Source organism: Arthrobacter sp. Y3223151 (genome assembly GCF_059091125.1).
This window is the reverse complement of sequence record NZ_JBNHGI010000011.1, coordinates 80,477-103,025: the sequence shown is the minus strand read 5'-3', so window position 1 is coordinate 103,025 and position 22,549 is coordinate 80,477. Positions and strand designations below refer to the sequence as shown.

Below are 22,549 nucleotides of genomic sequence, written 5' to 3'. Positions count from 1 at the left end.
TCCTGCTTGTATTCGGGTCGGTGGCGCGTGGGCTCAGGAATCTTGGGAGGCGGAGCCGCTCTGGGTCCCGCCGCCGCCGGAGACGCCGCCGGCGTGGGCCGAAATCTTGTCGAAGAAGCCGTAGGCGAGGCCTTCCTCGGCCGTGAACCACTTGTCGCGGTCGTTGTCGATCAGGATCTGCTCCACCGACTGGCCGGTCTGCTCGGCGGTCAGTTCGGCCATGACCTGCTTCATGTGCAGGATCAGCTCGGCCTGGATCTTGATGTCGGAGGCCGTGCCACCGATGCCGCCGGAGGGCTGGTGCATCAGGATGCGCGCGTGCGGGGTGGCGTAGCGCTTGCCCTTGGTGCCCGAGGACAGCAGGAACTGGCCCATGGAGGCCGCCAGGCCGGTGGCCACGGTCACCACGTCGTTCGGGATGAACTTCATGGTGTCGTAGATGGCCATGCCGGCGGTCACCGACCCGCCGGGCGAGTTGATGTAGAGGTAGATGTCCTTCTCCGGGTCCTCGGCCGAGAGCAGCAGCAGCTGCGAGCAGATGGCGTTGGCGTTCTCGTCGCGCACCTCGGATCCCAGCCAGATGATGCGCTCTTTGAGCAGGCGGTTGTAGATGTAGTCTTCGCGGCTGGCCGCTTCGACCGAAGCCATTCTCGGAGTGGCGGATTCATTCGACATGCTGAAATACCTCTCGCTTCTTCCCCGGGCGGTACCGTCACCGGTGGCCCTAAGGTCGTTTACCTACTTGGACAGTAACGTGTTCCGCTGCCCGATTCCTCCCGCACGGCGCGCTGTTCGCTGACGGCGCATCAGGCCCGTGATGGCGCGGGAAAACGCTCTGCCGGCAGCAGAAAATGACGACGGCGGAGCGACCTTTGGGGAGCACGGCCGGCCCTGACTGGGCCCGGTTCCACCGGCACGCGCTGCCGCTCCGGGAGGGAAACCGCGCACCGGAGCCGGGCGCCGGCGTCGTTCCCGGGAGTTAAAGCGGCGGACCGCCGGTTCCCCGTGAAGGGAATCCGGCGGTCCGTCCAGGCGGCAGCGCCGCTACTACTTCTTCGGTGCGTCCTCGGCGGCCTCTTCGGCGGCGTCGGTGTCTTCGATCGACTCGGTGTCGGCAGCGTCCGCTTCGGCTTCTCCGGCCTCGGCGTTGGCGGCCTCGGCGGCCTGGATCATGTCTTCGACGTTGGGCTCTTCTTCGCCGGCGGGGCGGACGAAGTCGCTCAAGTCCACCTCGTTGCCGTTGGAGTCGGTGACCTTGGCCAGCTCCAGCACCTTGGCCAGGGCCTTGCGGCGGCGGACCTCGCCCACCATCATGCCGACCTGGCCGGACTGGTCCAGCAGCTGCGCGAACTGGTTCGGGTCCATGCCGTACTGGCCGGCGGAGGACACGATGTAGTCGATCAGCTCGGCCTGGCTGACGCCCAGCTCTTCCTTGTCGGCCACGGCGTCCAGCACGATTTCGTTGCGGAAGGCCTTCTCGGTGTTCTCGCGGACCTCGGCGCGGTGCTCCTCGGTGTCGTGGTCTTCACCGTGGCTGTTCTCCGGGCGGAAGTGCTGTTCCATCTGCTCTTCGACGACGGAGTCCGGAACCGGAACCTCGACCAGTTCCATCAGCTTGTCCAGCACCTTGTCGCGGGCCTCGACGCCCTGCTCCATGATCTTGGCGTCGGCGGCCTGCTTGGCCAGGTCTTCCTTCAGCTCGGCAATGGTGTCGAACTCGCTGGCCAGCTGGGCGAAGTCGTCGTCGGCCTCGGGAAGCTCGCGCTCCTTGACGGCCTTGACCTTCACTGTGACCGTGGCGTCCTTGCCGGCGTGCTCGCCGCCGGCAAGCTTGGTCTCGAAGGTGGCGTCCTCGCCGGCGCTCAGCGCGGTGACGGCCTCGTCCAGGCCCTCAAGCATGGTGCCGGCGCCCACCTGGTAGGACAGGTCCGCGGCGGAATCCACCTCTTCGCCGTCCACCTTGGCGGACAGGTCCATGGTGATGAAGTCGTCGGCAACGGCCGGACGGTCAACGGCCTTCAGGGTGCCGAAGCGGCCGCGCAGGTCGTCCAGCGCCTTCTGGATGTCTTCCTCGGAGGCCTCGGTAGCCTCGACGGTGACCTCGAGACCGGCGTACTCGGGCAGCTCGATTTCGGGGCGGACGTCGACCTCGACGTGGAAGGCGAGCTGGCCCTCGGTGGCGGCCGGGTCGGGAACCTCGGTGATCTCAACCTCGGGGCGGCTCAGCGGGCGGATGCCGGTCTCTTCGACGGCGCCCTGGTAGAAGCCGTTCAGGCCCTCGTTGATAGCCGTCTCGATCACGTAGCCGCGGCCCACGCGCTGGTCGATCAGCTTCGCCGGAACCTTGCCCTTGCGGAAGCCCGGAACCTGGATCTGGCTCGCGATGGTCTTGTACGCCGCGTCGATGCTGGGCTTCAGTTCCTCAAAGGGGACCTCAACATTGAGCTTGACCCGGGTAGGGGTGAGGTTTTCGACAGCGCTCTTCACAGCGTTAGAACTCCTGATTGCTATTGGGGTTAAATCTGCACCAAGAATACAGAGTCGGGGCGACAGGACTCGAACCTGCGATCTCCTGCTCCCAAAGCAGGCGCGCTAGCCACTACGCTACGCCCCGTAGTGCACACGCAAGTCTACGGGCATTCCCGGCCTGCGGCACAATCACCGTGCAACCGGACGCCGCCAGCACATGTCGCATGACTGAATCGGCTGCGAACAGAAAAGGCGGCCCGTGCCGGACCGCCTCCCTGACGCGAGGGGATGACGGGAATCGAACCCGCGTAATCAGTTTGGAAGACTGAGGCTCTACCATTGAGCTACATCCCCGAGGACGATGAAACTTTAGCACGAGGGCGGGCCCGTTCGACAAATCGGCGGGCGCCGCGACGCGGCGGAGGCGGGCGCCGCGGCGCGGCGGAAACCATGCGCTCCTACCCCGACTCCCCCAATCCCCTGCCCCGGCTCCTCCATTGCAGGGTTAGGCGGTGAGTGCAGGGGCTATGGACCCTGCACTCACAGATAAACCCTGCACTCGCCAAAAAATTCGGGGTGCAACGTGGGCGCGCCGGCGGCGTAGGCAAGGCAGGCTGCGGCCCTACGAACCAGGCGGGCAGCAACCCTGCGGCACAACGAACCAGGCGGGCAGCAACCCTGCGGCACAACGAACCAGGCCTGCAGCAACCCTGCCGCCCGACGGGCCAGGCGGGCAGCTACCCTGCGGCCCGAACATTCAGGCCCAATCAGGCCCGCTGGCAGGTCGGGCACCAGTACAGCTTGCGCGCGGCCATCTCCGTGACCGCGACCGGCGTCCCGCACAGCCGGCACGGCATCCCCTGCCGCTTGTACACGTAGTGGGCGTTGTCCGGCCAGACCGGCAGCGACCGGCCGGCGGCCTCGGCGTCGCGGTGTTCGGGGCGGGTGGTGATGATCTTGCCGTCGCGGACGCCGTCGCTCATGATGTCCACGATGTCGGCCCACAACAGCGCCGCTTCCGCCGGCGGGATCCGTTGGCCGGACAGCCACGGGTTCAGGCCGCGGCGGAAGAGGGTCTCCGCACGGTAGACGTTCCCGACCCCGGCCACCACGTTCTGGTCCATCAGCAACTGCCCCACGGCGGTGCGCTTCGCGGTCAGCCGGCGGACGAACTCGGCGCCCCGGTCCGCCGCGTCCTGCAGCGGGTCCGGCCCCAGCCTGCCGACGACGGCGGACGCCTCCGTGGGCGTGAGCACCTCGCAGGCGGTCGGGCCGCGCAGGTCGGCCCAGCCGTGGGCCGACACCAGCCGGACGCGCACCTGGCCCACCGGTTCCGGCGGACCGGAGTACGCGGCCGGCGCATCGTCGTCGTACGTTTCCTGCTCCCCCACCCGGCGCGGCGCCCCGATGCTGGAGGCGCCGCGGAAGCTCTCGTCCCCGCCGAAGCTCCACGCCCCGTAGAGGCCCAGGTGCACGCGCAGGAGGAGTCCGTTGTCGAACTCCAGGAACAGCTGCTTGCCGTGTGCCCGGGCGGCCAGCAGCCGCGCCCCGTCGAGCCGGGCGGCGCCGGCGGCGAAGCGGCCCTGCGGGCTGGACACGGCGAGGCTCCGACCGGCGAAAACGTCCTGGAACTGGCGGGCCAGGCGGTGGACGGAATGGCCTTCTGGCATGACCGGCGGCCGTTAGGCCGGGATGTCGCCGGTGGTCTCGTAGGAGGCGATCTTGCCGATCCGGCGGACGTGGCGCTCGGCGTTGGAGAACGGCTCGGCCAGGAACGCCTCGATGATGGCGGTGGCTTCCTCGACGCTGTGTTGGCGGCCGCCGACGGCGACGACGTTGGCGTCGTTGTGTTCGCGGGCCAGCTTCGCGGTGTCCAGGTTCCAGGCCAGGGCGGCGCGGATGCCCTTGACCTTGTTGGCCGCGATCTGCTCGCCGTTGCCCGAGCCGCCGAGCACGATGCCCAGCGACTCCACGCCGGCGGCCTGGTCTTCGACGACGGCGAGCGCGGCGCGGATGCAGAACGAGGGGTAGTCGTCCTCCGGGTCGTACGCGGTGGGGCCGTGGTCGGTGACGTCGTGGCCCTGGCCGGTCAGATGCTGGATCAGATGGTGGCTCAATTCCAGGCCGGCGTGGTCGGTGGCAATGTGAACGCGCATGGACGGTCCTTCTGTGGCGTGCGGGAGGGCGAATAACGGCTTCCAGCCTACTGGAGCGGTGCCGGCGGAACGGATTCCGGTGCCGCACCCCCTGTCGGGCCCCGGCCGCCGTCGATAGTGTGCCCCTATGGAGCCAGTAATCAGTGACTACCTCGAATCCGTCCTTGCCGGCCTCGCCGGCAACACCGAGGGGTCGCTGGCCGGCGATCCGGAAGAGCTCGGGGTCGAGGATCCGGATCTGCTCGCGCTGAGCATGACGATGGCCGACGGATGCACCTACGAGGCCGGCGATACGCGGTCTGAATTTTCCATCCAGTCGATCTCCAAGCCCTTCACCTATGCCATGGCGCTGGCCGGGCACGGCTTCGAGGACGTGCGCGAGAAGATCGATGTGGAGCCCTCCGGGGACGCGTACAACGAGATCAGCCTGGAAGCGGATACCGGCCGGCCGCGCAACGCGTTGATCAACGCCGGGGCCATCGCCGCCTCGTCCCTGGTGGCCGACCGCTACGGTGACGACGCGTTCGAGCAGCTCCGCCTGAACTATTCGGCCTGTGCCGGACGCGACCTGGTTATGAACCAGACGGTGTACGAGTCCGCGCTCCGTACGGGCGACCGCAACCGGGCCCTCGCCTACCTGCTGAAGAGCCAAGGCGTGATCGAACACGACACCGAGGCCGCCCTGGACCTGTACTTCCGGCAGAACTCCCTCAGCGTCACCTGCCGCGACCTGGGGATCATGGCAGCCACCCTGGCCAACCGCGGAGTCAACCCGATCACCCGCGAGGAGGTCCTGACACCCCGGATCGCCGAGCACGTGCTCAGCGTGATGACGACCTGCGGCATGTATAACGACGCCGGGGACTGGGTGGCGGGCATCGGCCTGCCGGCCAAGAGCGGGGTCAGCGGCGGCATCCTGGCGGTGCTGCCCGGCCAGCTGGGGCTCGCCGTCTTTTCGCCGCGGCTCGACCAGCACGGCAACAGCGTCCGCGGCACCGAGGCCTGCCGCAAGCTGTCGGCCGAGCTGGGACTGCACTTCATCCACGCGGCCCGCAGTGCCCGGTCCACGATCCGCGGCGACTACACACTGGCCGGGAAACCCTCACCGCGCGTTCGCCCGACGCCGGAACTGTCCGTGGTGGCCGAACACGGCCACACGGTGCGCTTCCTCGAGGTCCACGGCGACATGCTCTTTCCCGAGGCGGAAACGGTCATCCGGATGGCCGCCGACCTGGCCGCCACGCACGAGGTTTTAGTGATCGACATCAGCCGGCTGGACGAGCTCGGCAGCCGCACCAAGACCATGTTCCTCCGGCTGCAGGAAACCTCGGATCCCTGCCTGCTGGTCTTCGTGGACCCGGCCGGGTTGCTGTCCGCGGAAGAGGCCGGCACGCCGGACCGGCCCCGGGCGTTCCCGTCCCTGGACGCCGCCGCCCGGTGGTGCGAAGACCGCCTCATCGGCCGGCACGGAGGACTGCCGGCAACCGGCGGACGGCTGCAGTTGCAGGACCACCCGGTGGCGGCGACCCTGCCCGCCGGCGAGCGCGAGATGCTCGGGGCATACCTGGAGCGGCGCACGTACGACGACGGGGCGACCGTCGTAACCGCGGGCGGACCAGCCGCGGGCCTGGTCCTCGTCATGGAGGGCCAGGCACGCACGGCCGCCGACGCCTCAGGGGACGATCAAACCGCCGAGGACGATCACGCCGCCCGGTATTTCACCGCCGGAACCAGCTTCGGGGGCCTCGGCGGCGCTCCGTCCCGCACCCAGCTGCGCGCCGAGGGGAAGGTCTGCGTGGAGGTCCTCACGCCCGACGGCTATGCGCGCCTGCGTCGGGACGCCCCGGGCGCGGCCCTGAGCTTGGCCGAACGGCTGCTGGAGATCGCCGCCGAGCAACGCGACCTCACCGTGGCGGCCGCGCAGGCCTGAGAGGCGGCGCGGCGGCCAGCGCTGACCAGGCGGTGCCGCGCCCGTCGTGGCCGCAGCGGCGGCCATCCGCGGCCACCCGCCCCTTTACTAGCGCCCGGCGGGCCGGAACAATGGCGGCATCCCTGACGACAGGATGCCATCGTGCCGCTCACCGCCCACTTTCCCGTCAACACCCTGGCGCTCAAGCGCGGCGGCCTGGTCAAGGCGGTGCGCACCCGGGCCAACACGCTGGCCGGGAACGGCGCGGCCGAACAGATCTGGATCGAGGTGCTGGGCCTGCAGCACCGGCTCGCCCGCGATGTGGCCGGCCTCAAGGCGGACGGCCACCTGCATCCGGAGGTCAGGGTCCGCAGCGTCCTGTACGGGCTGGATCCGAGCCCCGGGACCGATACCCGCCAACCGGTCCGGCCTCCGCCCGAGGACGACTACGACATCGTCCCGGTCGGCAACTCCGGGCTGGCCTTCGGGTACTTCCGCGACGGAATCCAGGAATGCTACGTGCGGTTCCACCCCGAAGGCACGGTGGCCGCGGTCGAACGGCTGGCCCCCAGCCGTGCACGGCTGCGCAGGGAGGAGATGGATGAACAGGGCTGCCTGGTGCTGGTCCAGCATTTTCAGGAATCGTCCAAGACGCCCACCGCCCAGCGCCTGATCGGCCGCGACGGCCGCTGCTTCCTCACGATCACGCACCACCCCGGCTCGCCCAAGTGGGGGCGCAGCTACCTGTTCGACGGCGTGGCCCGCGACGACGGCGATGCCCTCACCTTCGCGGATCCCGGTGAGCTCTACCGGCACGCCTTCGAACAACTGCTGGCCGGCGAGGACGCACCGGTGCTGACCTCGGAATTCCGCGAGAACTTGAACAACCTGCCCGGCCGGAACCTGGACGATGTGGTCTGCAGCGTCAGGCACCCGAACCTGCGGCGCATCGCCGCGGTGCACAGCAACCACCTGGAGCCCCCGTACGTGGCGGGGTCCGGCGTCAGCCGCAACTGGCGACGGCTCCTGGACAACCTGGACAGCTGGGACGGCGTGGTCCTGCACACCGATGCGCAGCGCGAAGACATCGCCGCCGAGTTCGGCCACGCCGACCGGCTCCACACCATCGGCCAGCTGGCGCCGCCGCAGCAGCCGGACCCCGGCCACGCGACCGATCCGGACCGGCTGGTGATGGTGGCCCGGCTGCACCCGAAGAAACGGGTGGACGAGGCGATCCGGGTCTTCGCCTTGGTGCGCGCGGGCAACCCGCAGGCCCGGCTGGAGGTCTTCGGCTTCGGCTACGGCGACGAGGAGGAGGGAGCTGTCCGGGCGCTCATCGACGAACTGGGCGTCGACGCCGCGGTCAGTTTCCCGTCGTTCACCAACAGCCCGTCGGACATCTACGCCACCGCCTGCGTCACGGTGCTGACGTCGGCGTCGGAGGGCTTCCCGCTGATCCTGCTGGAGAGCATGTCCTACGGCGTGCCGGTCGCCGCCTTCGACGCCAACTACGGCCCCCGCGACGTCATCCGGCACGGCGAGAACGGCTTCCTGGTGCCCTTCGGCGACCGGCAGGCGCTGGCCGACGGCATCCTGGCGCTGATGCGCGACCCGGAACTGCGCTCGCGGTTCGCCCGATCCAGCCGCGAAACCCTGCAACGCTTCGACGAATCCGGCTATGTCTCGGCGTGGACCAAGGTCCTCGCGGGTGGATAGCCGCGATGGGTCGCCCGCGCCGTCTCCGGCCGCAACTATTCGCCTTTCTTGCCGCAACTGCTGCGCGCCACCCCGTAGCGGTGAGACAATGGCCACATTGTGCAAGGGTTGTTTCATATCGCGTCCCGCCACGCACACCCGTCCGGTCCCGCGCAGCCGGGGCACTAAGTACTTCTGGAGGCGAACTTGCCAGGTTTGAATCTCACCCGTGACGAAGCGCGCGCCCGCGCCGAACTGCTCCGCGTGGAGTCGTACGACGTCACGCTGGACCTCACCCGCGGCGACAAGGTGTTCGGCTCGCGCACCGTGGCCACCTTCACCGCCACTCCCGGCGGCTCCACGTTCATCGACGCCGTCACGGACACCGTCCGCTCGGTCACGCTCAACGGCAAGGCGCTGGATCCGGCCGAGGTCTCCGACGGCGTGCGCATCCAACTGCCGGACCTGGCGGAGCACAACGTGCTGGAGATCGACGCCGACGCGCTCTACATGAACACCGGCGAGGGCCTGCACCGCTTCGTGGACCCGGTGGACAACGAGGTCTACCTCTACAGCCAGTTCGAGGTGCCGGATTCGCGCCGCATGTTCGCCGTCTTCGAGCAGCCGGACCTGAAGGCGGCCTTCCGCTTCACCGTCACCGCGCCGTCGCACTGGGATGTCATCTCCAACTCCCCCACCCCGGCGCCCCGGCACGTCGGATCCACGGACGACGGCGATGCGTCCGCCACCTGGGCGTTCGAGCCCACCCCGCGGATCTCCTCCTACATCACCGCGCTGATCGCCGGCCCGTACCAGTCCGTGCGCAGCGAGCTGACCAGCTCCGACGGCCGCACCATCCCGCTGGGCGTGTTCGCGCGCAAGTCGCTGATGCAGTACATGGACGCGGAGAACATCTTCACCCTCACCCGGCAGGGCTTCGAGTTCTACGAGAAGCAGTTCGGCACCCCGTACCCCTTCGAGAAGTACGACCAGCTGTTTGTGCCGGAGTTCAACGCCGGCGCCATGGAGAACGCCGGCGCGGTCACCTTCCTGGAAAACTACGTGTTCCGCTCCCGCCCCACCAACGCCATGGTGGAGCGCCGGGCCATCACCGTGCTGCACGAACTGGCGCATATGTGGTTCGGCGACCTGGTGACCATGCGCTGGTGGAACGACCTGTGGCTGAACGAGTCCTTCGCCGAATTCATGTCCACGCTGGCCGCCGCCGAGGCCACCGAGTACAAGGGCGCCTGGACCACCTTCGCGTCGATGGAGAAGTCCTGGGCCTACCGGCAGGACCAGCTGCCCTCCACCCACCCGATCACCGCGGAGATCAAGGACCTGGAGGACGTGCAGGTCAACTTCGACGGCATCACCTACGCCAAGGGCGCCTCCGTGCTCCGCCAGCTGGTGGCCTGGGTAGGCCAGGAGGAGTTCATGGCCGGCGTCCGCGAGTACTTCGGCAAGCACGCCTGGGGCAACACCGAGCTGGCCGACCTGCTGGGCGAACTGGAAACCTCCAGCGGCCGGGACCTGAAGGACTGGTCCGCCAAGTGGCTGGAGACCGCCGGCGTGAACACCCTCCGTCCGGAGATCTCCACCGACGACGACGGCGCCATCACCTCGTTCGCCATCCTCCAGACCGCCCCGGAGGGCTACCCGACCATCCGGCCGCACCGCCTCGCCGTCGGCTTCTACATCCTGGACGACGCCGGCAAGCTGGTGCGCACCCACCGCGAGGAACTCGATGTTGACGGCGAGCGCACCGAGGTGCCCCAACTGGCCGGCCTGGCCCGTCCGGCGCTGGTGCTGCTCAACGACGACGATTTGGCCTACGCCAAGATCCGGCTGGACGAGGTGTCCCTGGCCACCTCCAAACGCCACGTGAAGGACTTCACCGCGTCGCTGCCGCGCACCCTGGTGCTCGGCTCGGCCTGGGACGCCACCCGCGACGGCGAGACCCCGGCCCGCGAATACGTGGAGCTGGTGCTGAACAACATCGCCTACGAGACGGACTCCTCGGTCGTGCTGGTGCTGCTGCGGCAACTGGCCACCACGCTGACCTTCTATGTGAACCCCGACGACCGCAAGCGGCTGACCGTCGCCGCCGCCGACCGGCTCTGGGAACTGGCCGGAGTGGCGGCCGCGGGTTCCGACTCGCAGCTGCAGTTCGCCAAGGCCTTCGCCGTGCATGCCCAGACCGGCGGGCAGCTGGACACCGTGGCCGCGCTGCTCTCCGGCGAGCACACGCTGGAGGGGCTGACCGTCGACGCCGACCTGCGCTGGGAACTGCTCACCTCGCTGGTGGCCGGCGGCCGCTTCGGCCAGGCCGAGATCGACGCGGAACTCGAGCGGGACCAGACCGCCACCGGCCAGCGCGCCGCCGCCCTGGCGCAGGCCGCCATCCCCACCGCCGAGGCGAAGGCGGCGGCCTGGGAGTCCGTCGTCGTCAAGGGCGAACTGCCCAATGCCACCCAGCAGTCGGTCATCGCCGGCTTCACCCGCGTGCATGACACCACGCTGCTGGAGCCCTACGCCGCGAAGTACTTCGACGCCATCGAAGACATCTGGAACACCCGCACGCACGAACTCTCGCAGCAGATCGTCGTCGGCCTGTATCCGTCGCAGTTGTCCACGCAGGCCACCGTGGACGCCACGGACGCCTGGTTGGAGTCCCTGGCGGACCGCTCCCCCGCCCTGCGCCGCCTGGTGCTGGAAAACAAGGACGGCGTCGTCCGCGCCCTGAAGGCCCAGGCCGCCGACCGGTAACCCGCGCCCTCAACGCATAGCTGCCCGCCGAAACACACCCGTTCCGGCGGGCAGCGCCGTCTCCGCAAGGCCCGGACACCAGCGCCACTGCCTCCGCCGCCGCTCCGGGGTTCGCCTTTCGTTCACCACCGCGACATCTGCCGCCCCTACGGTTCCATGAGCACGCGGCGGGAGTACTGCACGGCCCGCCGCCGGATCTACAATTCCACAACGGTTGGTGGCGCAAGGGAGTCCTCATGGCAGTTGCCGGACAGCTGGCTGTCATGCTCGCTGTCTTCTACCTTCCCGGCTTCCTGGCCCTCCGGGCGCTGCGCCAGCCCGCCGTCCGCTCCCTCGTGTTGGCCCCGGCCGCCGGGACGGCGCTGGCGGCTGCCGGCACCATGGTTTGCCTGGCGGCCGGCGTGCGCTGGAACCTGTTCTCGGCCATCCTGCTGGCGGCGCTCGGCATCGGCGGGTGCTGGCTCCTCGGGCGGGCCATCGCTCCTCCACCCGCGGCGCGGCTCGCCGTCCCGCGCTCGGTGAAGTGGCTGCTGGCGGCGTCGCTGGCCATCGCGGCGCTGGTCCTGGGCTCGGTGATGCTCGAGGCGATGGGCTCGATCCACCGCGTCTCTCAGGGCTGGGACCCGACCTACCACGTGAACGTCCTGCAATGGATCAAGGACAACGGCCAGGCCAGCCCATGGAGCATCTGGCCGATCTTTGGCGGGGCGCCGCCGTCGTTCTATCCCGCCGGCTGGCACGCGATGGTGTCGCTGGTCCCGGGCGACGTGGTGACGGCGGGGAACCTGGCCTGCCTGGTCATCGGCGCCCTGATGTGGCCGGCCGCCCTGGCCCTGCTGGCCCGCGCGCTGTTCCCCGCCCGGCCGCTCGTATGGGTTATCGCGCCGGTGATAGCTTCCTCCATGCTGGCCTTCCCGGTTGTTCAGATGTTCCGTGCCGGCCAGTGGCCCAACGGCTTCGCGGCCGCGCTGCTGCCGGCCATCCTCGCGCTCGGCATCGAACTGCAATACCGGCTGCCCGCCGGGGCGGAGGCCGCGGACAGCGCCCCGGCCCGGGTTGGGGCCGGCACCGGGGCCGTGGCCCGCGAAGGTTCCCCGTCCCGCAGCGCACAGAGAAGGACGACGGCGGATCTCACCGCACTCGCGGTGGTCGCGTTGGGCGCGACCTGGATCCACCCCTCCGCCGTCGGCAGCCTGCTGGTGCTCGGCGGGTTCTACCTGGCGCGCTTCTTAGTGCTCCGCCTGGCCCGGCTCTGGCGGAGCCGCCGCGCGCTTTTCTACGCGGCGGCGGGGCTGCTGGCCGCCGCCGCGGCTGCCGCCGCGTTCGTCCTCGCCACCTCCACCCTCGTGGCCGCCGTCCTGTCGTATCCACGCGGGTCGACTGCGGGCTGGGCCGACGCCCTCGCGTGGCTGTTTTTCGACCTGCCGCGCCAGCCGGACAGCGACGACGCCACCCCGGAGAGCTACGCCGTCGTCGTCGGGCTGCTCATGGCGGCCGGAACGGTGTGGGCCTGCTTCATCCCCCGCGCCCGGCCGGCCGTTGCGGGCATGGCGGCCGCCGTCGTGCTCTTCATCCTCGCGGCCGGCCCGGAAGACCGCCCGTTCCGCTGGCTCAGCGGCTTCTGGTACACCGACCCGCCGCGGATCGCCCCGCTGGTCCACACTTTCGGCATCGTCTTCGCTGCCCTGGCCCTGGAGCGGCTGTGCACGCTGCCGGCCGGGCTTATCCGAACCCGCAATCCGGCCGCTACTCGCCAATCGGTGCCCGCGGCGCTGGCGTTTGCCGTGCTGGCCGCCGTCTTCGTGACCTCCGGCGGCTTCCGGCACGACGTCCGGGTGGAGGCGGCCTCCATCCGCTACGGCATCACCGAGCACCGCGACGGGCGCGCGCTGATGGGCGACGAGCAGGAGTTCATCAACTCCCTGGAACCGCTGCTGCCCGACGACGCGATCGTCATCGGCGATCCCTTCAACGGCCTGCCCTACATCTACTCCCTCACTGGCCACCGGACCGTCTATTTCCAGAACGTCAGCAGCGCCGGCAGCGCGGACAAGGACTACCTGCGGCACCATTTCCGCGACATCGGGTCCGATCCGCAGGTCTGCGGCGCGCTGCACAGCACCGGTGCCACCCACCTGTACGACGACCAGACGATCCGCGGCTACCAACACAGCGAAAAACACCAGTGGCCGGGATTCCAAGACATTGACTTCTCCCGCGGCTTCCGCCTGATCGCGTCCGACGGCACCGCGGCGCTCTACGAAATCACCGCCTGCCGCTGAGAGCGGGGCCAGGCAGAGGCGGTCTCCGGGCAGGTGCTCGCGGCGGTGCTGGCGTACGCCCGCAACCACCGTTCGTGTTACATTGCATCGGCCTTTCGGTGCCCGTCGGAGGCGAAGGCAACTCGGGAGGGACCGACAGGACCCGCGTGGGTGCCAGTGCAGGAAAGCTGAGAACGAACAGTTCAGGCTGAGGACACGTTTCCGTGCCGGACCATTTGGCTACCTATACTGAACGACTGGCGACTGCCTCTCAGTCAGTCGCCTCCAAGCTGGGCCCCATAAGAGTTAGGAACTAATGTCGCTGCCGTCCGTCGTCATCTCGCCCGAGCGTGAGATACGGTCCTGTTCCTGCAAGGGCCACCGTTGGAGCCCCTAGCCACTACTGCCCAGCTCTTGGCCCTGGTGGCCATCTTCTACATCCCAGGGGTCCTCGCCCTGCGTGGTCTCCGGCTCGAATGGCTCCGGTCGCTCGTCCTGGCACCGGCCGCTACCGCCGCCCTCTTCGCAGTCGCCGCAATGTTCTGCTTGGTCACCGGAACTCGCTGGAGCCTTGTGTCCGCAGGGCTGGTGACGATCGCCGGCATTGGCCTCAGCTTTGCCGTAAGCCGCTGGATCAACCCTCCGGCCCGACTGCCTGCGCCACCTCCGAGCCGCCCGACCATCGTATTGTTCGCCTTTTCCTTTCTGGCCGGCGCCGTAATCACCGCCCAGGCCCTCATAACCGGTATGGGTTCGGTCGACCGCGTAAACCAAGGTTGGGATCCGACTTTTCACGTCAACGTCCTGCGCTGGATTCAGGAATCGGGACAGTCCAGCCCCTTCAGTATCAATCCGATCTACGGAACGGGTTTAGGGTCCTTCTACCCCGCGGGCTGGCACGAAATGGTGTCGCTGGTTCCCGGCGACATAGTCACGGCGGCCAATCTGGCTAATGTCGTCATCGCCTGCCTGGTCTGGCCGTCCGCTCTGTCGTATCTCGCTGCGGCACTCTTCCCTCACCGCCCTGCAACCATGATTCTGACCCCATTGGTGGCATCGGCTGTGGCCGCCTTACCCGTCGTGCAACTGAGCCGAGCAGGACAGTGGCCCAACGCGTTCGCTACCGCCCTTGTCCCGGCGGTGTTCGCCCTGGGCATCGAACTCGTCGCGCGCCGGAACCGCCGTCTTGCTCTGAACCCGAACCACAAAGCGCAAAGACGGCGGCTGACTCTATCGGACCGCCGCGGCACCGCCGTGAAGGTCTTGGCCCTGGTGGCCGTGACTGCAGGGACAGCGTGGATCCACCCTTCCGGCCTTTTCGCTCTGGTTGCCTTCGGCGCTATCTACATGTTGTGGTTCCTCGTCGTGTGGTGCCGCACTGCATGGCTCCGGAGCAAATCTGCCGGCGTCTTCTGGGGCGTCCTGCTCGCCGCCGTGTTGACGGCAGCCGTCGGTTTCATCTTGAATTCATCACTTGTTGCCTCAGTTGCCTCATACTCGGGCACCCCTCGGCAGCCGTTTGAGGACGCGGTCGAATGGTTGTTCTTTGACCTGCCCAGGCCGCCCACAAGCGAGTACCTTCCGCCGGACAGCCACAACTGGTGGATAGGAACACTTGTAGCCGTTGGTGCAGTCCTCGCCATCCGGCACAGGGCCACGGCTCCTGCGGTGGTCGGCATGGGTGTAGTTGCCGTCTTGTTTGTCGCCGCAACCCATCATGCCCGTCCGCTGGGACTGCTCACCGGCTTTTGGTACAACGATGCCACTCGCCTGGCCTCAGTGTTCTCCGTGATCGGCATTGTCCTCGCAGCATTTGCCCTGGATCGGATGCTGACGTGGCTACTCGGGCTGCGGCGGAACGGTAAGGACCGAAGCCAGGAAATATACGTGCCCGCGCTTGCAGGCATTTTGGTGCTTGGCATGTTGTTCCTCGCCTCCAGCGGCTTCCGCTTGCCTATGCGCGTGGACGAAGCCGGCGAGTCCTATTACGTCACCTCGGATTACTACGGGCGGGCGCTGCTCGGGAATGAGCAGGAATTCATCGAGTCCCTCGATCGGGTGCTGCCGGACGACGCCGTGGTCATTGGCGATCCTTTCAACGGTGCCCCCTACATCTACGCGCTGACCGGACACGATGTGGCCTTCACGCAGATGGGCTGGGCCGACAACACCGCCGACAAAAAATACCTGCGTGCACACTTCCGGGACCTCCACCACGATCCGGAAGTATGCCGCATTTTGGACGCGATGAACATCGAGTATTTCTACGATGATGGTCCGGAGCGCGCCCGCCAAACCAACCGCAACCACCAGTGGCCAGGCCTCCACGATGTGGACGTTTCGCACGGCTTCCAGCAGATCGCCAAGCAGGGCAGCGCAGCTTTGTACCGGATCACCGCCTGCGCATGAATCACGTCCTCAGGGTTTAATGGCGGCATGAACCTTTCCGAGCACCGCTATGCAGTTTCCCTCCACTGGACCGGCAACCGCGGCGAAGGCACCGCCAGTTACCGCGGCTACGGGCGGGACCACGTGGTGCGCGCGGCAGGGCTGCCGGAGCTGGCCGGCACCGCCGACCCCACCTTCCACGGCGACAAGGGCCGCTGGAACCCGGAACAGCTGCTGCTCACGGCCCTGTCCCAGTGCCACATGCTCTCCTACCTGCACGTCGCGGTGAAGAACGGGCTGGTGGTGACGGCCTACGACGACGACGCCGAGGGCACCTTGCGCCTAAACCGTGACGGCAGCGGCGAATTCACGTTCGTGACGCTGCGGCCCAGGGTGGCGATCGGAGATCCGGGCCAGACCGAACTCGCCCAGCGGCTCCATGCGGATGCCAACAAGGTCTGCTTCATTGCGCGCAGCGTGAACTTCCCTGTCCACCACGAACCCCGGGTCGTCGCGGGCTGAGACAATGGTGCAAGACAGCATCAGCGAACAGAGACCATCAATGAGCGAAACACCCCAAACCCCCGGACAGCCCGCCGCGCGCCCCGGTGCGGCGCAGCCGGCCGACGCCGCGGCCCTTCCGTCCCGTTTCGGCCAGCCGCTGGCCACCCTGACCCCGGCTCCGGCCGCCGCGTACGCGTTCAAGCAGCCCTCGTACACGGACAACTTCTACGACGCCGTCGGCGGGCACGAGACGTTCGTGAAACTCGTGGACGTCTTCTACGACGGGATCGCAGAGGACGACGTGCTGCGCCAGATGTACCCCGAAGAGGACCTCGGGCCGGCCAAGGTCCGGATGCGGATGTTTCTGGAACAGTACTGGGGCGGCCCCGGAACCTACAGCGAACAGCGTGGCCACCCGCGGCTGCGGATGCGACACCAGCCGTTCAAGGTGGACTTCGACGCCCGTGACCGTTGGCTCAAGCACATGCGCCGCGCCGTGGATGCCCTGGAACTGCCGCCGCTGCACGAACAGACGCTCTGGGACTACTTCGAGCGCGCCGCCCACTCCATGGTCAACAGCGCCTGACCTGCTCCTGTGACGCAGCCGGCTCCCGCTACAGCGAGGCGCCGCTGCGCACCAGCACGTGGCCGCGCCCGGTGCTGAGCCGCAGCCAGCGGCCGTTCCGGTACACCTCCGCCGGGTTCCCGTCGAGGAAGCCCAGCGTGAGGGCGGCAAACGCCGCCCCGGCCGGGAGTTCAACCGATTCCGGCAGTCCGCCGGCCGCGGGCAGCGGCCGGCTCCAGACGGTGCTGCGCGCGTTGTTGACGATGAGCTGTCCGGGGTTGTCCGGCAGGGCCTCGGAAATCTCCCGGATGCCCGCCCGGGCTGCCTCCTCCAACACCTCGGCCTGCAGGCCGCCGACGCGCTCCCACCCGGACCGCGGCGGCAGCACACCCGTCCAGGATTCCGTCACGGTCGTGGGCGGAAGGGCCAGGCCGGTTTCCTCGTTCCCCATCCTGGCCAGCCGGTCTCCAACCGAGGCCAGCGTGACGGTCTCCTCGACGGCGGCCGGCGCCGCCAGCGGCATGACCCGCAGCCCCAGGATCGTCGGCGTCGCCTCGCCCAGAATCCGCGGCCGCATCATGCACACGTAGGCGGCCAGCACGCTGCCGAAGGCCTGCAGGTGGATGGCGCCGTCACCGGCGGCACGGGACCGGCTGACGAAGGTCTTCAGGTCGGCCGCTACCTGGACATCGGCCAGCTGCAGGACGGGGGTTCCGGGGGACATCATTCTGCGGCCTCTACGTTCGTACCGGTTGCGCCGGCACTGTTGCGGAACGGAACCGGCGGCCCGGCCCACAGCTGCAAGGCGGCGCGGTACGCATCGGGCAGCGGCACCGGCCGTCCCGTCGCGGCAGCAACCAGCACCATGGTCGAGGCGCCCAGCGCATGCACGGTGCCCGACTCCCCGGTGTCGGCATCAACGACCGCGTAGCCCAGGTCGAAGCTCGAAGAACCGATCCTCGTCACCCAGACGCCGACGTGGACCGGTTCCGCCCGGTAGTCCAGCGGTACCCGGTACTCGATTTCCTGCCGTCCCACCAGCGTCAGGTTTCCGTCGCCACCGAGTTCACGCAGCGTCGCACCCGGCTTGTGTCCGGCGGTGGTCGACAGGTCCGGCCGCAGCTGGTGCAGCAGCACCCGGGCCGTTTCCAGATAGCCCAGGTAGGTCACATTGTTCACGTGTCCGTAGGAATCAATGTCGCTGAACCTCAGCTGGATCGGAAACCTCGGGGCATGGTGCGGAACGGTAGGCATGATGCCATCCTCTCAAAGCGCGGGAGCCGCAACTAACCCGCTGCCGGCCCACCGTCGTGCTCCGGCATGCGGGGCGCCCCGGAGTTGAGCGGTTGAGCGGTGCCAACTACTGTCGGAGGTGTTCGTACCCGCGGGTAATCGGCAAGGAGACTACATGACCGCCATCGAGGAACACGTCGATCCGACGGCGGTGTTGCTGGAGCTGTTGGACCTCTCCGATGCCGACGGCGCGAATACGGACGAGGAGATTTTCGTCGGTGTTTCCGAAAAGCAGCCGCGCGGCCGGGTCTTCGGCGGCCAGGTGCTGGCACAGTCCGTGATCGCGGCGGTACGGACCGTGGAACCGGACCGGCCCATCCATTCCATGCACGGGTACTTCCTGCGTGCCGGCGACGCCGACCTGCCGATTACCTTCGGCGTCGAACGGCTGCGCGACGGCCGTTCGTTCTCCGCCCGCCGCACCCATGCCTATCAGAACGGCGTGCCGATCCTGTCCATGATCGCCTCGTTCCAGACCCCGGCCGAGGGGCTCGAACACCAGGAAGACTTCCCCGACGGAATCCCGGACCCGGAAACCTTGCCGAGCACCGCGGACTTGCTCGGCAAGGTGGACCACCCGGTGGCGCGGCACATGGCCTACCACCGCCCGTTCGACGTCCGCCATGTCCAGGACGCCCTCTATGTCCAGGCCAAGGGCGAACGGCAGGCGGTCAACGCCGTCTGGATGAAGACCAAAGGGCCGCTGCCCGACGACCAGGGCCTGCACCGGGCCGCGCTGGCCTTCGGCAGCGACTACACCCTGCTGGAACCCATCCTGCGCCAGCACGGCGTCAGCTGGGTCACGCCGGGCATGAGCGTCGCCAGCCTGGACCACGCCATGTGGTGGCACCGCCCGGTCCGGGTGGACGACTGGCTGCTCTACGTGCAGTCCTCCCCCAGTGCCTCCGGCGCGCGCGGCCTCGCGGTCGGCAAGATCTTCAACCGGGCCGGCGAACTCGTCGCCACCGTCGCCCAGGAAGGCATGATCCGGATTCCGTAAGCCGGAGTCGCCCGCCTCACGTGCGACAAAAAACGGGCCAAAGAGAACGGCCGGGCTCCGTAGCGGGGCCCGGCCGTTCCATGTGTCCGTGCTAGTCGCGGGTCAGGCGGCGGTGCGTGACGCGGTGCGGCTTGGCCGCGTCCGGGCCGAGCCGCTCGACCTTGTTCTGCTCGTAGGAGTCGAAGTTGCCCTCGAACCAGTACCAGTTCGCCGGCTCTTCCTCGGTGCCCTCGTAGGCCAGGATGTGCGTGGCCACCCGGTCCAGGAACCAGCGGTCGTGCGAGACCACCACGGCGCAGCCGGGGAATTCCAGCAGCGCGTTTTCCAGGCTGGAGAGCGTTTCGACGTCCAGGTCGTTGGTCGGCTCGTCGAGCAGCAGCAGGTTGCCGCCCTGTTTCAGGGTCAGGGCCAGGTTCAGCCGGTTGCGCTCACCGCCGGAAAGCACGCCGGCCTTCTTCTGCTGGTCCGGTCCCTTGAAGCCGAACGCGGAGACGTAGGCGCGGGACGGCATTTCGACCTGGCCGACCTGAATGTGGTCGAGCCCGTCGGAGACCACCTCCCACAGGGTCTTGTTCGGGTCGATGCCGCCGCGGGACTGGTCCACGTACGAGATCTTGACGGAATCGCCAATCTTAAGCTCCCCGCCGTCCAGCGGTTCGAGTCCGACGATCGTCTTGAACAGGGTCGTCTTGCCGACGCCGTTGGGGCCGATCACGCCGACGATGCCGTTGCGCGGCAGCGAGAAGGACAGGTCCTTGATCAGCTCGCGGTCGCCAAAGCCCTTGAACAGGTCCTTGGCCTCGATGACCAGCTGACCGAGCCGCGGTCCCGGCGGGATCTGGATCTCTTCGAAGTCCAGTTTCCGGGTGCGCTCGGCCTCGGCAGCCATTTCCTCGTAGCGGGCCAGACGGGCCTTGGACTTGGTCTGGCGGCCCTTGGCGTTGGACCGGACCCAGTCCAGTTCCTCGGTCAGGCGCTTGGCCTGCTTGGCGTCCTTCTTGCCTTGGATTTCGAGCCGGGCGCGTTTCTTCTCCAGGTAGGTGGAGTAATTGCCCTCGTACGGGTAGAGGTGGCCGCGGTCCACTTCGGCGATCCATTCGGCCACATGGTCGAGGAAGTACCGGTCGTGGGTCACGGCGAGGACGGCACCCGGGTAAGACTTCAGGTGCTGCTCCAGCCACAGCACGCTTTCGGCGTCGAGGTGGTTGGTGGGCTCGTCGAGCAGCAGCAGGTCGGGCTTCTGCAGCAGCAGCTTGCACAGTGCCACGCGCCGCCGTTCGCCACCGGAGAGCACGGTCACGTCGGCGTCACCCGGCGGGCAGCGCAGCGCGTCCATGGCCTGCTCCAGCTGGGAGTCGATGTCCCAAGCGTCCGCGGCGTCGATGGCCTCCTGCAGCTTGCCCATTTCCTCGAGCAGCGCGTCGTAGTCAGCATCCGGGCTGGCCATCTCTTCGGAAATCTCGTTGAAGCGCTGGATCTTGCCGTAGATCTCGCCGACGCCTTCCTGGACGTTGCCCAGGACGGTCTTCTCCTCGTTCAGCGGCGGCTCCTGCAGCAGGATGCCGACGGTGTAGCCGGGGCTGAGCCTGGCTTCGCCGTTGGAGGGGGTGTCCAGGCCGGCCATGATTTTGAGGATCGTGGACTTGCCCGCACCGTTGGGGCCGACGACGCCGATCTTGGCGCCGGGGAAGAACGACATGCTTACGTCGTCCAGAATGACTTTGTCGCCAACGGCCTTGCGGGCCTTGGACATCGTATAAATGAATTCCGCCATGCCCTCAAGGCTAGTCGCTGCGCTCCACGATCACATATTTTGCCGCACCGCATCCCCCTGTCCCGGCGGCTCGGACACCTCGAGCCCCGATCAACTCGCCCTGGGCAGTTGCGCTTCCTCCTGCCGGTCCTCGTCGGCACTGCCGTCGCTGCCGCCCAGGTCTGGCTCAAGGCCGAACTCTCCGCCGGCTGGATCCCCGGCGTCGGCACCGGCCAGGGCCATCGCGCGGTAGTCGGCGCCGCCCTGCCCGGCCTCAGCGGCCTCGCGCAGGGCTGCTGCCGGCGCCGCGATCTTGGTGAACGAGGCAGAGCCGCGCCGTAGGTCGTGGCCCACCGTGTCCGCGTCGATTTCGGGAGCGGTGCCGCGCCTCCCGTCTTCGGTGGACCACTGCCGCAGCTTGAGCTTGCCGCTGACCACCACCGGATCGCCCTTGGCCAGGCTGCGCCACAGGTTCTCCGCCAGGCCCCGGAACGCCTGCACCGTGTACCAGTTGGTCTGCCCTTTGACCCACTCGCCGGTCTCCCGGTTCAGCCAGTCCCCCGAGCAAGCCAGCCGGAACTCCGCCACGGCATCTCCGCCGTGCGTGCGCCGCTGCTGCACCTCGGTACCGACCGTCCCGCGCACCGTAATGTAGTCGCTCATGCTCTTCTCCCGTCCGCTGTAGCGCCGGCGCCCTGCCGACACCATCGAGCCTCGCCGCTCCAGCACCTGCGGTGAAGCGGTCCACGCGGCATGTGGACCGCGGCGTCGGGCGGCGTCCTTGTGGAGGGCGGGTGTGAGCAGCGTCTCCATCACACAACGGCCGTGCCGGGAACCGTCCGCGGGCAGGTATCGTTACCTATCCGTAATAATCTCCGACCGGATTAGGTATCAAATGGCTGACGACTCCGCTGCCGACGACAAGCGCAAGCCGTTTCTCGGACTGAGTGGCGCCCAAACTATCGCCTCGGCGCTGGCCGCCGTGACCTCCGCATTGGTGGGCTCCTTTCTCGGCGTCGCCGGAACGCTGATCGGCGCCGCCGTCGGCTCCGTCGTCGCCACCGTCGGCGCCGCCCTTTATGCCCGGACGCTGAGCTCGGCCGCCACCGTGGCCATGAAGAAAATCCCCAAGGCTCGAATCGGTGCCCTGCGGGAGGTTGAAAAGGTGGCCGCCAGCGCCCCGTCCGAAGCGATCGAACCGCAGCCTAAACCCGCGCGTAAGCCCATCGCCCCGATGACGTGGGTCAAGGTTGGACTGGCCAGCGCCGCGGCCTTTGCCATCGCGATGGTCAGCATCACCGCGGTGGAGCTCGGCACCAGCCAACCGATCTCCAGCCTGGTCTCCTCGACTACGGGTATCGACCCTGCCTCAAGCGCCCACAAGACGACCCTTGGCACCCTCGGCGGAAACCAGGAAGCCGCGGATCAAACTGACAAGCCGGCCAAGCAGGACGAGGGGCCCGCGAAGACTGGAGATGGCGCCGCCGACGACGCCGTGACCACGGACGATCCCTCGGTCGGCGGAAACAGCTCAACGGAGACTGAAGAGCCGGGAAGCGGCGGATTCAACGGCCCCGAACAGGCCCCGACCCCTGCCCCGGAAACAAGCCAGACCGCCGAGCCTGCCCCGCAACCGAGCCAGACACCGGAGCCGAGCCAGACACCGGCACCTGAAGACATCCCGGAACAGGGTTTGGATGGGCAGGGCGGCACGGTCGATGGTGGCGCCGACGCCGGAACCGGCCAGTAGCAAGTTCCTTCCGCGGCTGGACGCCCGCCGGACGCCC

Annotated in this window: 17 protein-coding genes and 2 tRNA genes; 9 read left to right on the top strand and 10 right to left on the bottom strand. The window is 68.2% G+C overall.

Translation table 11 applies throughout. From position 1 onward, the window contains the following. Window positions 1–33: 33 nt before the first annotated feature. The 6 genes from AC5RUP_RS14270 to AC5RUP_RS14245 all read right to left on the bottom strand — a co-directional run bounded on the left by AC5RUP_RS14270 (window position 34) and on the right by AC5RUP_RS14245 (window position 4,625). Window positions 34–675 (bottom strand): ATP-dependent Clp protease proteolytic subunit, encoded by a 642-nt coding sequence (locus AC5RUP_RS14270; RefSeq protein WP_493977439.1) that lies wholly within the window; start codon window positions 673–675, stop codon window positions 34–36. A gap of 372 nt (window positions 676–1,047) precedes the next feature. After that, a complete protein-coding gene (gene tig, locus AC5RUP_RS14265) occupies window positions 1,048–2,487 on the bottom strand; it encodes a trigger factor (RefSeq protein WP_494149019.1) in 1,440 nt (479 codons plus the stop codon). A gap of 54 nt (window positions 2,488–2,541) precedes the next feature. Further along, a tRNA-Pro gene (locus tag AC5RUP_RS14260) sits at window positions 2,542–2,614 on the bottom strand. Between the two features lie 138 nt (window positions 2,615–2,752). Further along, window positions 2,753–2,823 (bottom strand) — tRNA-Gly (locus AC5RUP_RS14255). Window positions 2,824–3,236: 413 nt separating this feature from the next. Then, window positions 3,237–4,139 (bottom strand): Fpg/Nei family DNA glycosylase, encoded by a 903-nt coding sequence (locus tag AC5RUP_RS14250; protein ID WP_494158669.1) that lies wholly within the window; start codon window positions 4,137–4,139, stop codon window positions 3,237–3,239. 12 nt (window positions 4,140–4,151) lie between these two features. After that, on the bottom strand, window positions 4,152–4,625 hold the full coding sequence (locus tag AC5RUP_RS14245; RefSeq protein ID WP_494155005.1) for a ribose-5-phosphate isomerase: 474 nt from the start codon (window positions 4,623–4,625) through the stop codon (window positions 4,152–4,154). 127 nt (window positions 4,626–4,752) lie between these two features. Between AC5RUP_RS14245 and glsA the strand changes: the two genes are divergently transcribed. The 7 genes from glsA to AC5RUP_RS14210 all read left to right on the top strand — a co-directional run bounded on the left by glsA (window position 4,753) and on the right by AC5RUP_RS14210 (window position 16,737). Further along, the gene (gene glsA / locus AC5RUP_RS14240; protein ID WP_494158668.1) at window positions 4,753–6,555 is read left to right on the top strand and encodes a glutaminase A; all 1,803 of its coding nucleotides are present in this window, start codon (window positions 4,753–4,755) and stop codon (window positions 6,553–6,555) included. A gap of 141 nt (window positions 6,556–6,696) precedes the next feature. Beyond that, entirely contained in the window at window positions 6,697–8,250 is a 1,554-nt protein-coding gene (locus tag AC5RUP_RS14235) for a glycosyltransferase (protein ID WP_494154755.1), read from the top strand. A 195-nt stretch (window positions 8,251–8,445) separates the two neighbouring features. Continuing rightward, entirely contained in the window at window positions 8,446–10,998 is a 2,553-nt protein-coding gene (gene pepN, locus AC5RUP_RS14230) for an aminopeptidase N (RefSeq protein ID WP_494158672.1), read from the top strand. A gap of 236 nt (window positions 10,999–11,234) precedes the next feature. Further along, window positions 11,235–13,280, top strand: a complete 2,046-nt coding sequence (locus tag AC5RUP_RS14225) for a DUF6541 family protein (RefSeq protein WP_494158667.1) — start codon at window positions 11,235–11,237, stop codon at window positions 13,278–13,280. A gap of 402 nt (window positions 13,281–13,682) precedes the next feature. Next, window positions 13,683–15,668, top strand: a complete 1,986-nt coding sequence (locus tag AC5RUP_RS14220; RefSeq protein WP_494153171.1) for a DUF6541 family protein — start codon at window positions 13,683–13,685, stop codon at window positions 15,666–15,668. A 27-nt stretch (window positions 15,669–15,695) separates the two neighbouring features. Then, entirely contained in the window at window positions 15,696–16,169 is a 474-nt protein-coding gene (locus tag AC5RUP_RS14215; RefSeq protein ID WP_494153172.1) for an OsmC family protein, read from the top strand. 139 nt (window positions 16,170–16,308) lie between these two features. Continuing rightward, complete coding sequence (locus AC5RUP_RS14210; protein WP_494153204.1) at window positions 16,309–16,737, top strand: globin; 429 nt, start codon at window positions 16,309–16,311, stop codon at window positions 16,735–16,737. Between the two features lie 28 nt (window positions 16,738–16,765). Here AC5RUP_RS14210 and AC5RUP_RS14205 read toward each other — a convergent pair whose 3' ends face one another. Next, window positions 16,766–17,443 (bottom strand): DUF8185 domain-containing protein, encoded by a 678-nt coding sequence (locus AC5RUP_RS14205; RefSeq protein WP_494090650.1) that lies wholly within the window; start codon window positions 17,441–17,443, stop codon window positions 16,766–16,768. After that, on the bottom strand, window positions 17,440–17,970 hold the full coding sequence (locus AC5RUP_RS14200) for an acyl-CoA thioesterase (protein WP_494153173.1): 531 nt from the start codon (window positions 17,968–17,970) through the stop codon (window positions 17,440–17,442). The genes AC5RUP_RS14205 and AC5RUP_RS14200 overlap by 4 nt, the downstream gene beginning before the upstream one ends. A gap of 154 nt (window positions 17,971–18,124) precedes the next feature. Between AC5RUP_RS14200 and AC5RUP_RS14195 the strand changes: the two genes are divergently transcribed. Then, window positions 18,125–19,009, top strand: a complete 885-nt coding sequence (locus AC5RUP_RS14195) for an acyl-CoA thioesterase (RefSeq protein ID WP_493999890.1) — start codon at window positions 18,125–18,127, stop codon at window positions 19,007–19,009. Between the two features lie 91 nt (window positions 19,010–19,100). Here the strand turns inward: AC5RUP_RS14195 and ettA are convergent, their stop codons facing one another. Beyond that, a complete protein-coding gene (gene ettA, locus AC5RUP_RS14190) occupies window positions 19,101–20,783 on the bottom strand; it encodes an energy-dependent translational throttle protein EttA (RefSeq protein ID WP_493999891.1) in 1,683 nt (560 codons plus the stop codon). Between the two features lie 90 nt (window positions 20,784–20,873). Then, window positions 20,874–21,425: a single-stranded DNA-binding protein gene (locus AC5RUP_RS14185; RefSeq protein WP_494153174.1), complete on the bottom strand. Its 552-nt coding sequence runs from the start codon at window positions 21,423–21,425 to the stop codon at window positions 20,874–20,876. Between the two features lie 232 nt (window positions 21,426–21,657). Here AC5RUP_RS14185 and AC5RUP_RS14180 point away from each other — a divergent pair, with 232 nt between their 5' ends. Continuing rightward, window positions 21,658–22,512: a hypothetical protein gene (locus AC5RUP_RS14180; protein WP_494153175.1), complete on the top strand. Its 855-nt coding sequence runs from the start codon at window positions 21,658–21,660 to the stop codon at window positions 22,510–22,512. Window positions 22,513–22,549 lie beyond the last annotated feature (37 nt).

Excerpts from the sequence above, each read along its gene's own strand:
- AC5RUP_RS14270 (WP_493977439.1), bottom strand. The coding sequence starts at position 675 with ATGTCGAATGAATCCGCCACTCCGAGAATGGCTTCGGTCGAAGCGGCC.
- AC5RUP_RS14250 (WP_494158669.1), bottom strand. The coding sequence starts at position 4,139 with ATGCCAGAAGGCCATTCCGTCCACCGCCTGGCCCGCCAGTTCCAGGAC.
- AC5RUP_RS14245 (WP_494155005.1), bottom strand. The coding sequence starts at position 4,625 with ATGCGCGTTCACATTGCCACCGACCACGCCGGCCTGGAATTGAGCCAC.
- glsA (WP_494158668.1), top strand. The coding sequence starts at position 4,753 with ATGGAGCCAGTAATCAGTGACTACCTCGAATCCGTCCTTGCCGGCCTC.
- AC5RUP_RS14225 (WP_494158667.1), top strand. The coding sequence starts at position 11,235 with ATGGCAGTTGCCGGACAGCTGGCTGTCATGCTCGCTGTCTTCTACCTT.
- AC5RUP_RS14215 (WP_494153172.1), top strand. The coding sequence starts at position 15,696 with ATGAACCTTTCCGAGCACCGCTATGCAGTTTCCCTCCACTGGACCGGC.
- AC5RUP_RS14205 (WP_494090650.1), bottom strand. The coding sequence starts at position 17,443 with ATGATGTCCCCCGGAACCCCCGTCCTGCAGCTGGCCGATGTCCAGGTA.
- AC5RUP_RS14200 (WP_494153173.1), bottom strand. The coding sequence starts at position 17,970 with ATGCCTACCGTTCCGCACCATGCCCCGAGGTTTCCGATCCAGCTGAGG.
- AC5RUP_RS14195 (WP_493999890.1), top strand. The coding sequence starts at position 18,125 with ATGACCGCCATCGAGGAACACGTCGATCCGACGGCGGTGTTGCTGGAG.
- ettA (WP_493999891.1), bottom strand. The coding sequence starts at position 20,783 with ATGGCGGAATTCATTTATACGATGTCCAAGGCCCGCAAGGCCGTTGGC.
- AC5RUP_RS14185 (WP_494153174.1), bottom strand. The coding sequence starts at position 21,425 with ATGAGCGACTACATTACGGTGCGCGGGACGGTCGGTACCGAGGTGCAG.
- AC5RUP_RS14180 (WP_494153175.1), top strand. The coding sequence starts at position 21,658 with ATGGCTGACGACTCCGCTGCCGACGACAAGCGCAAGCCGTTTCTCGGA.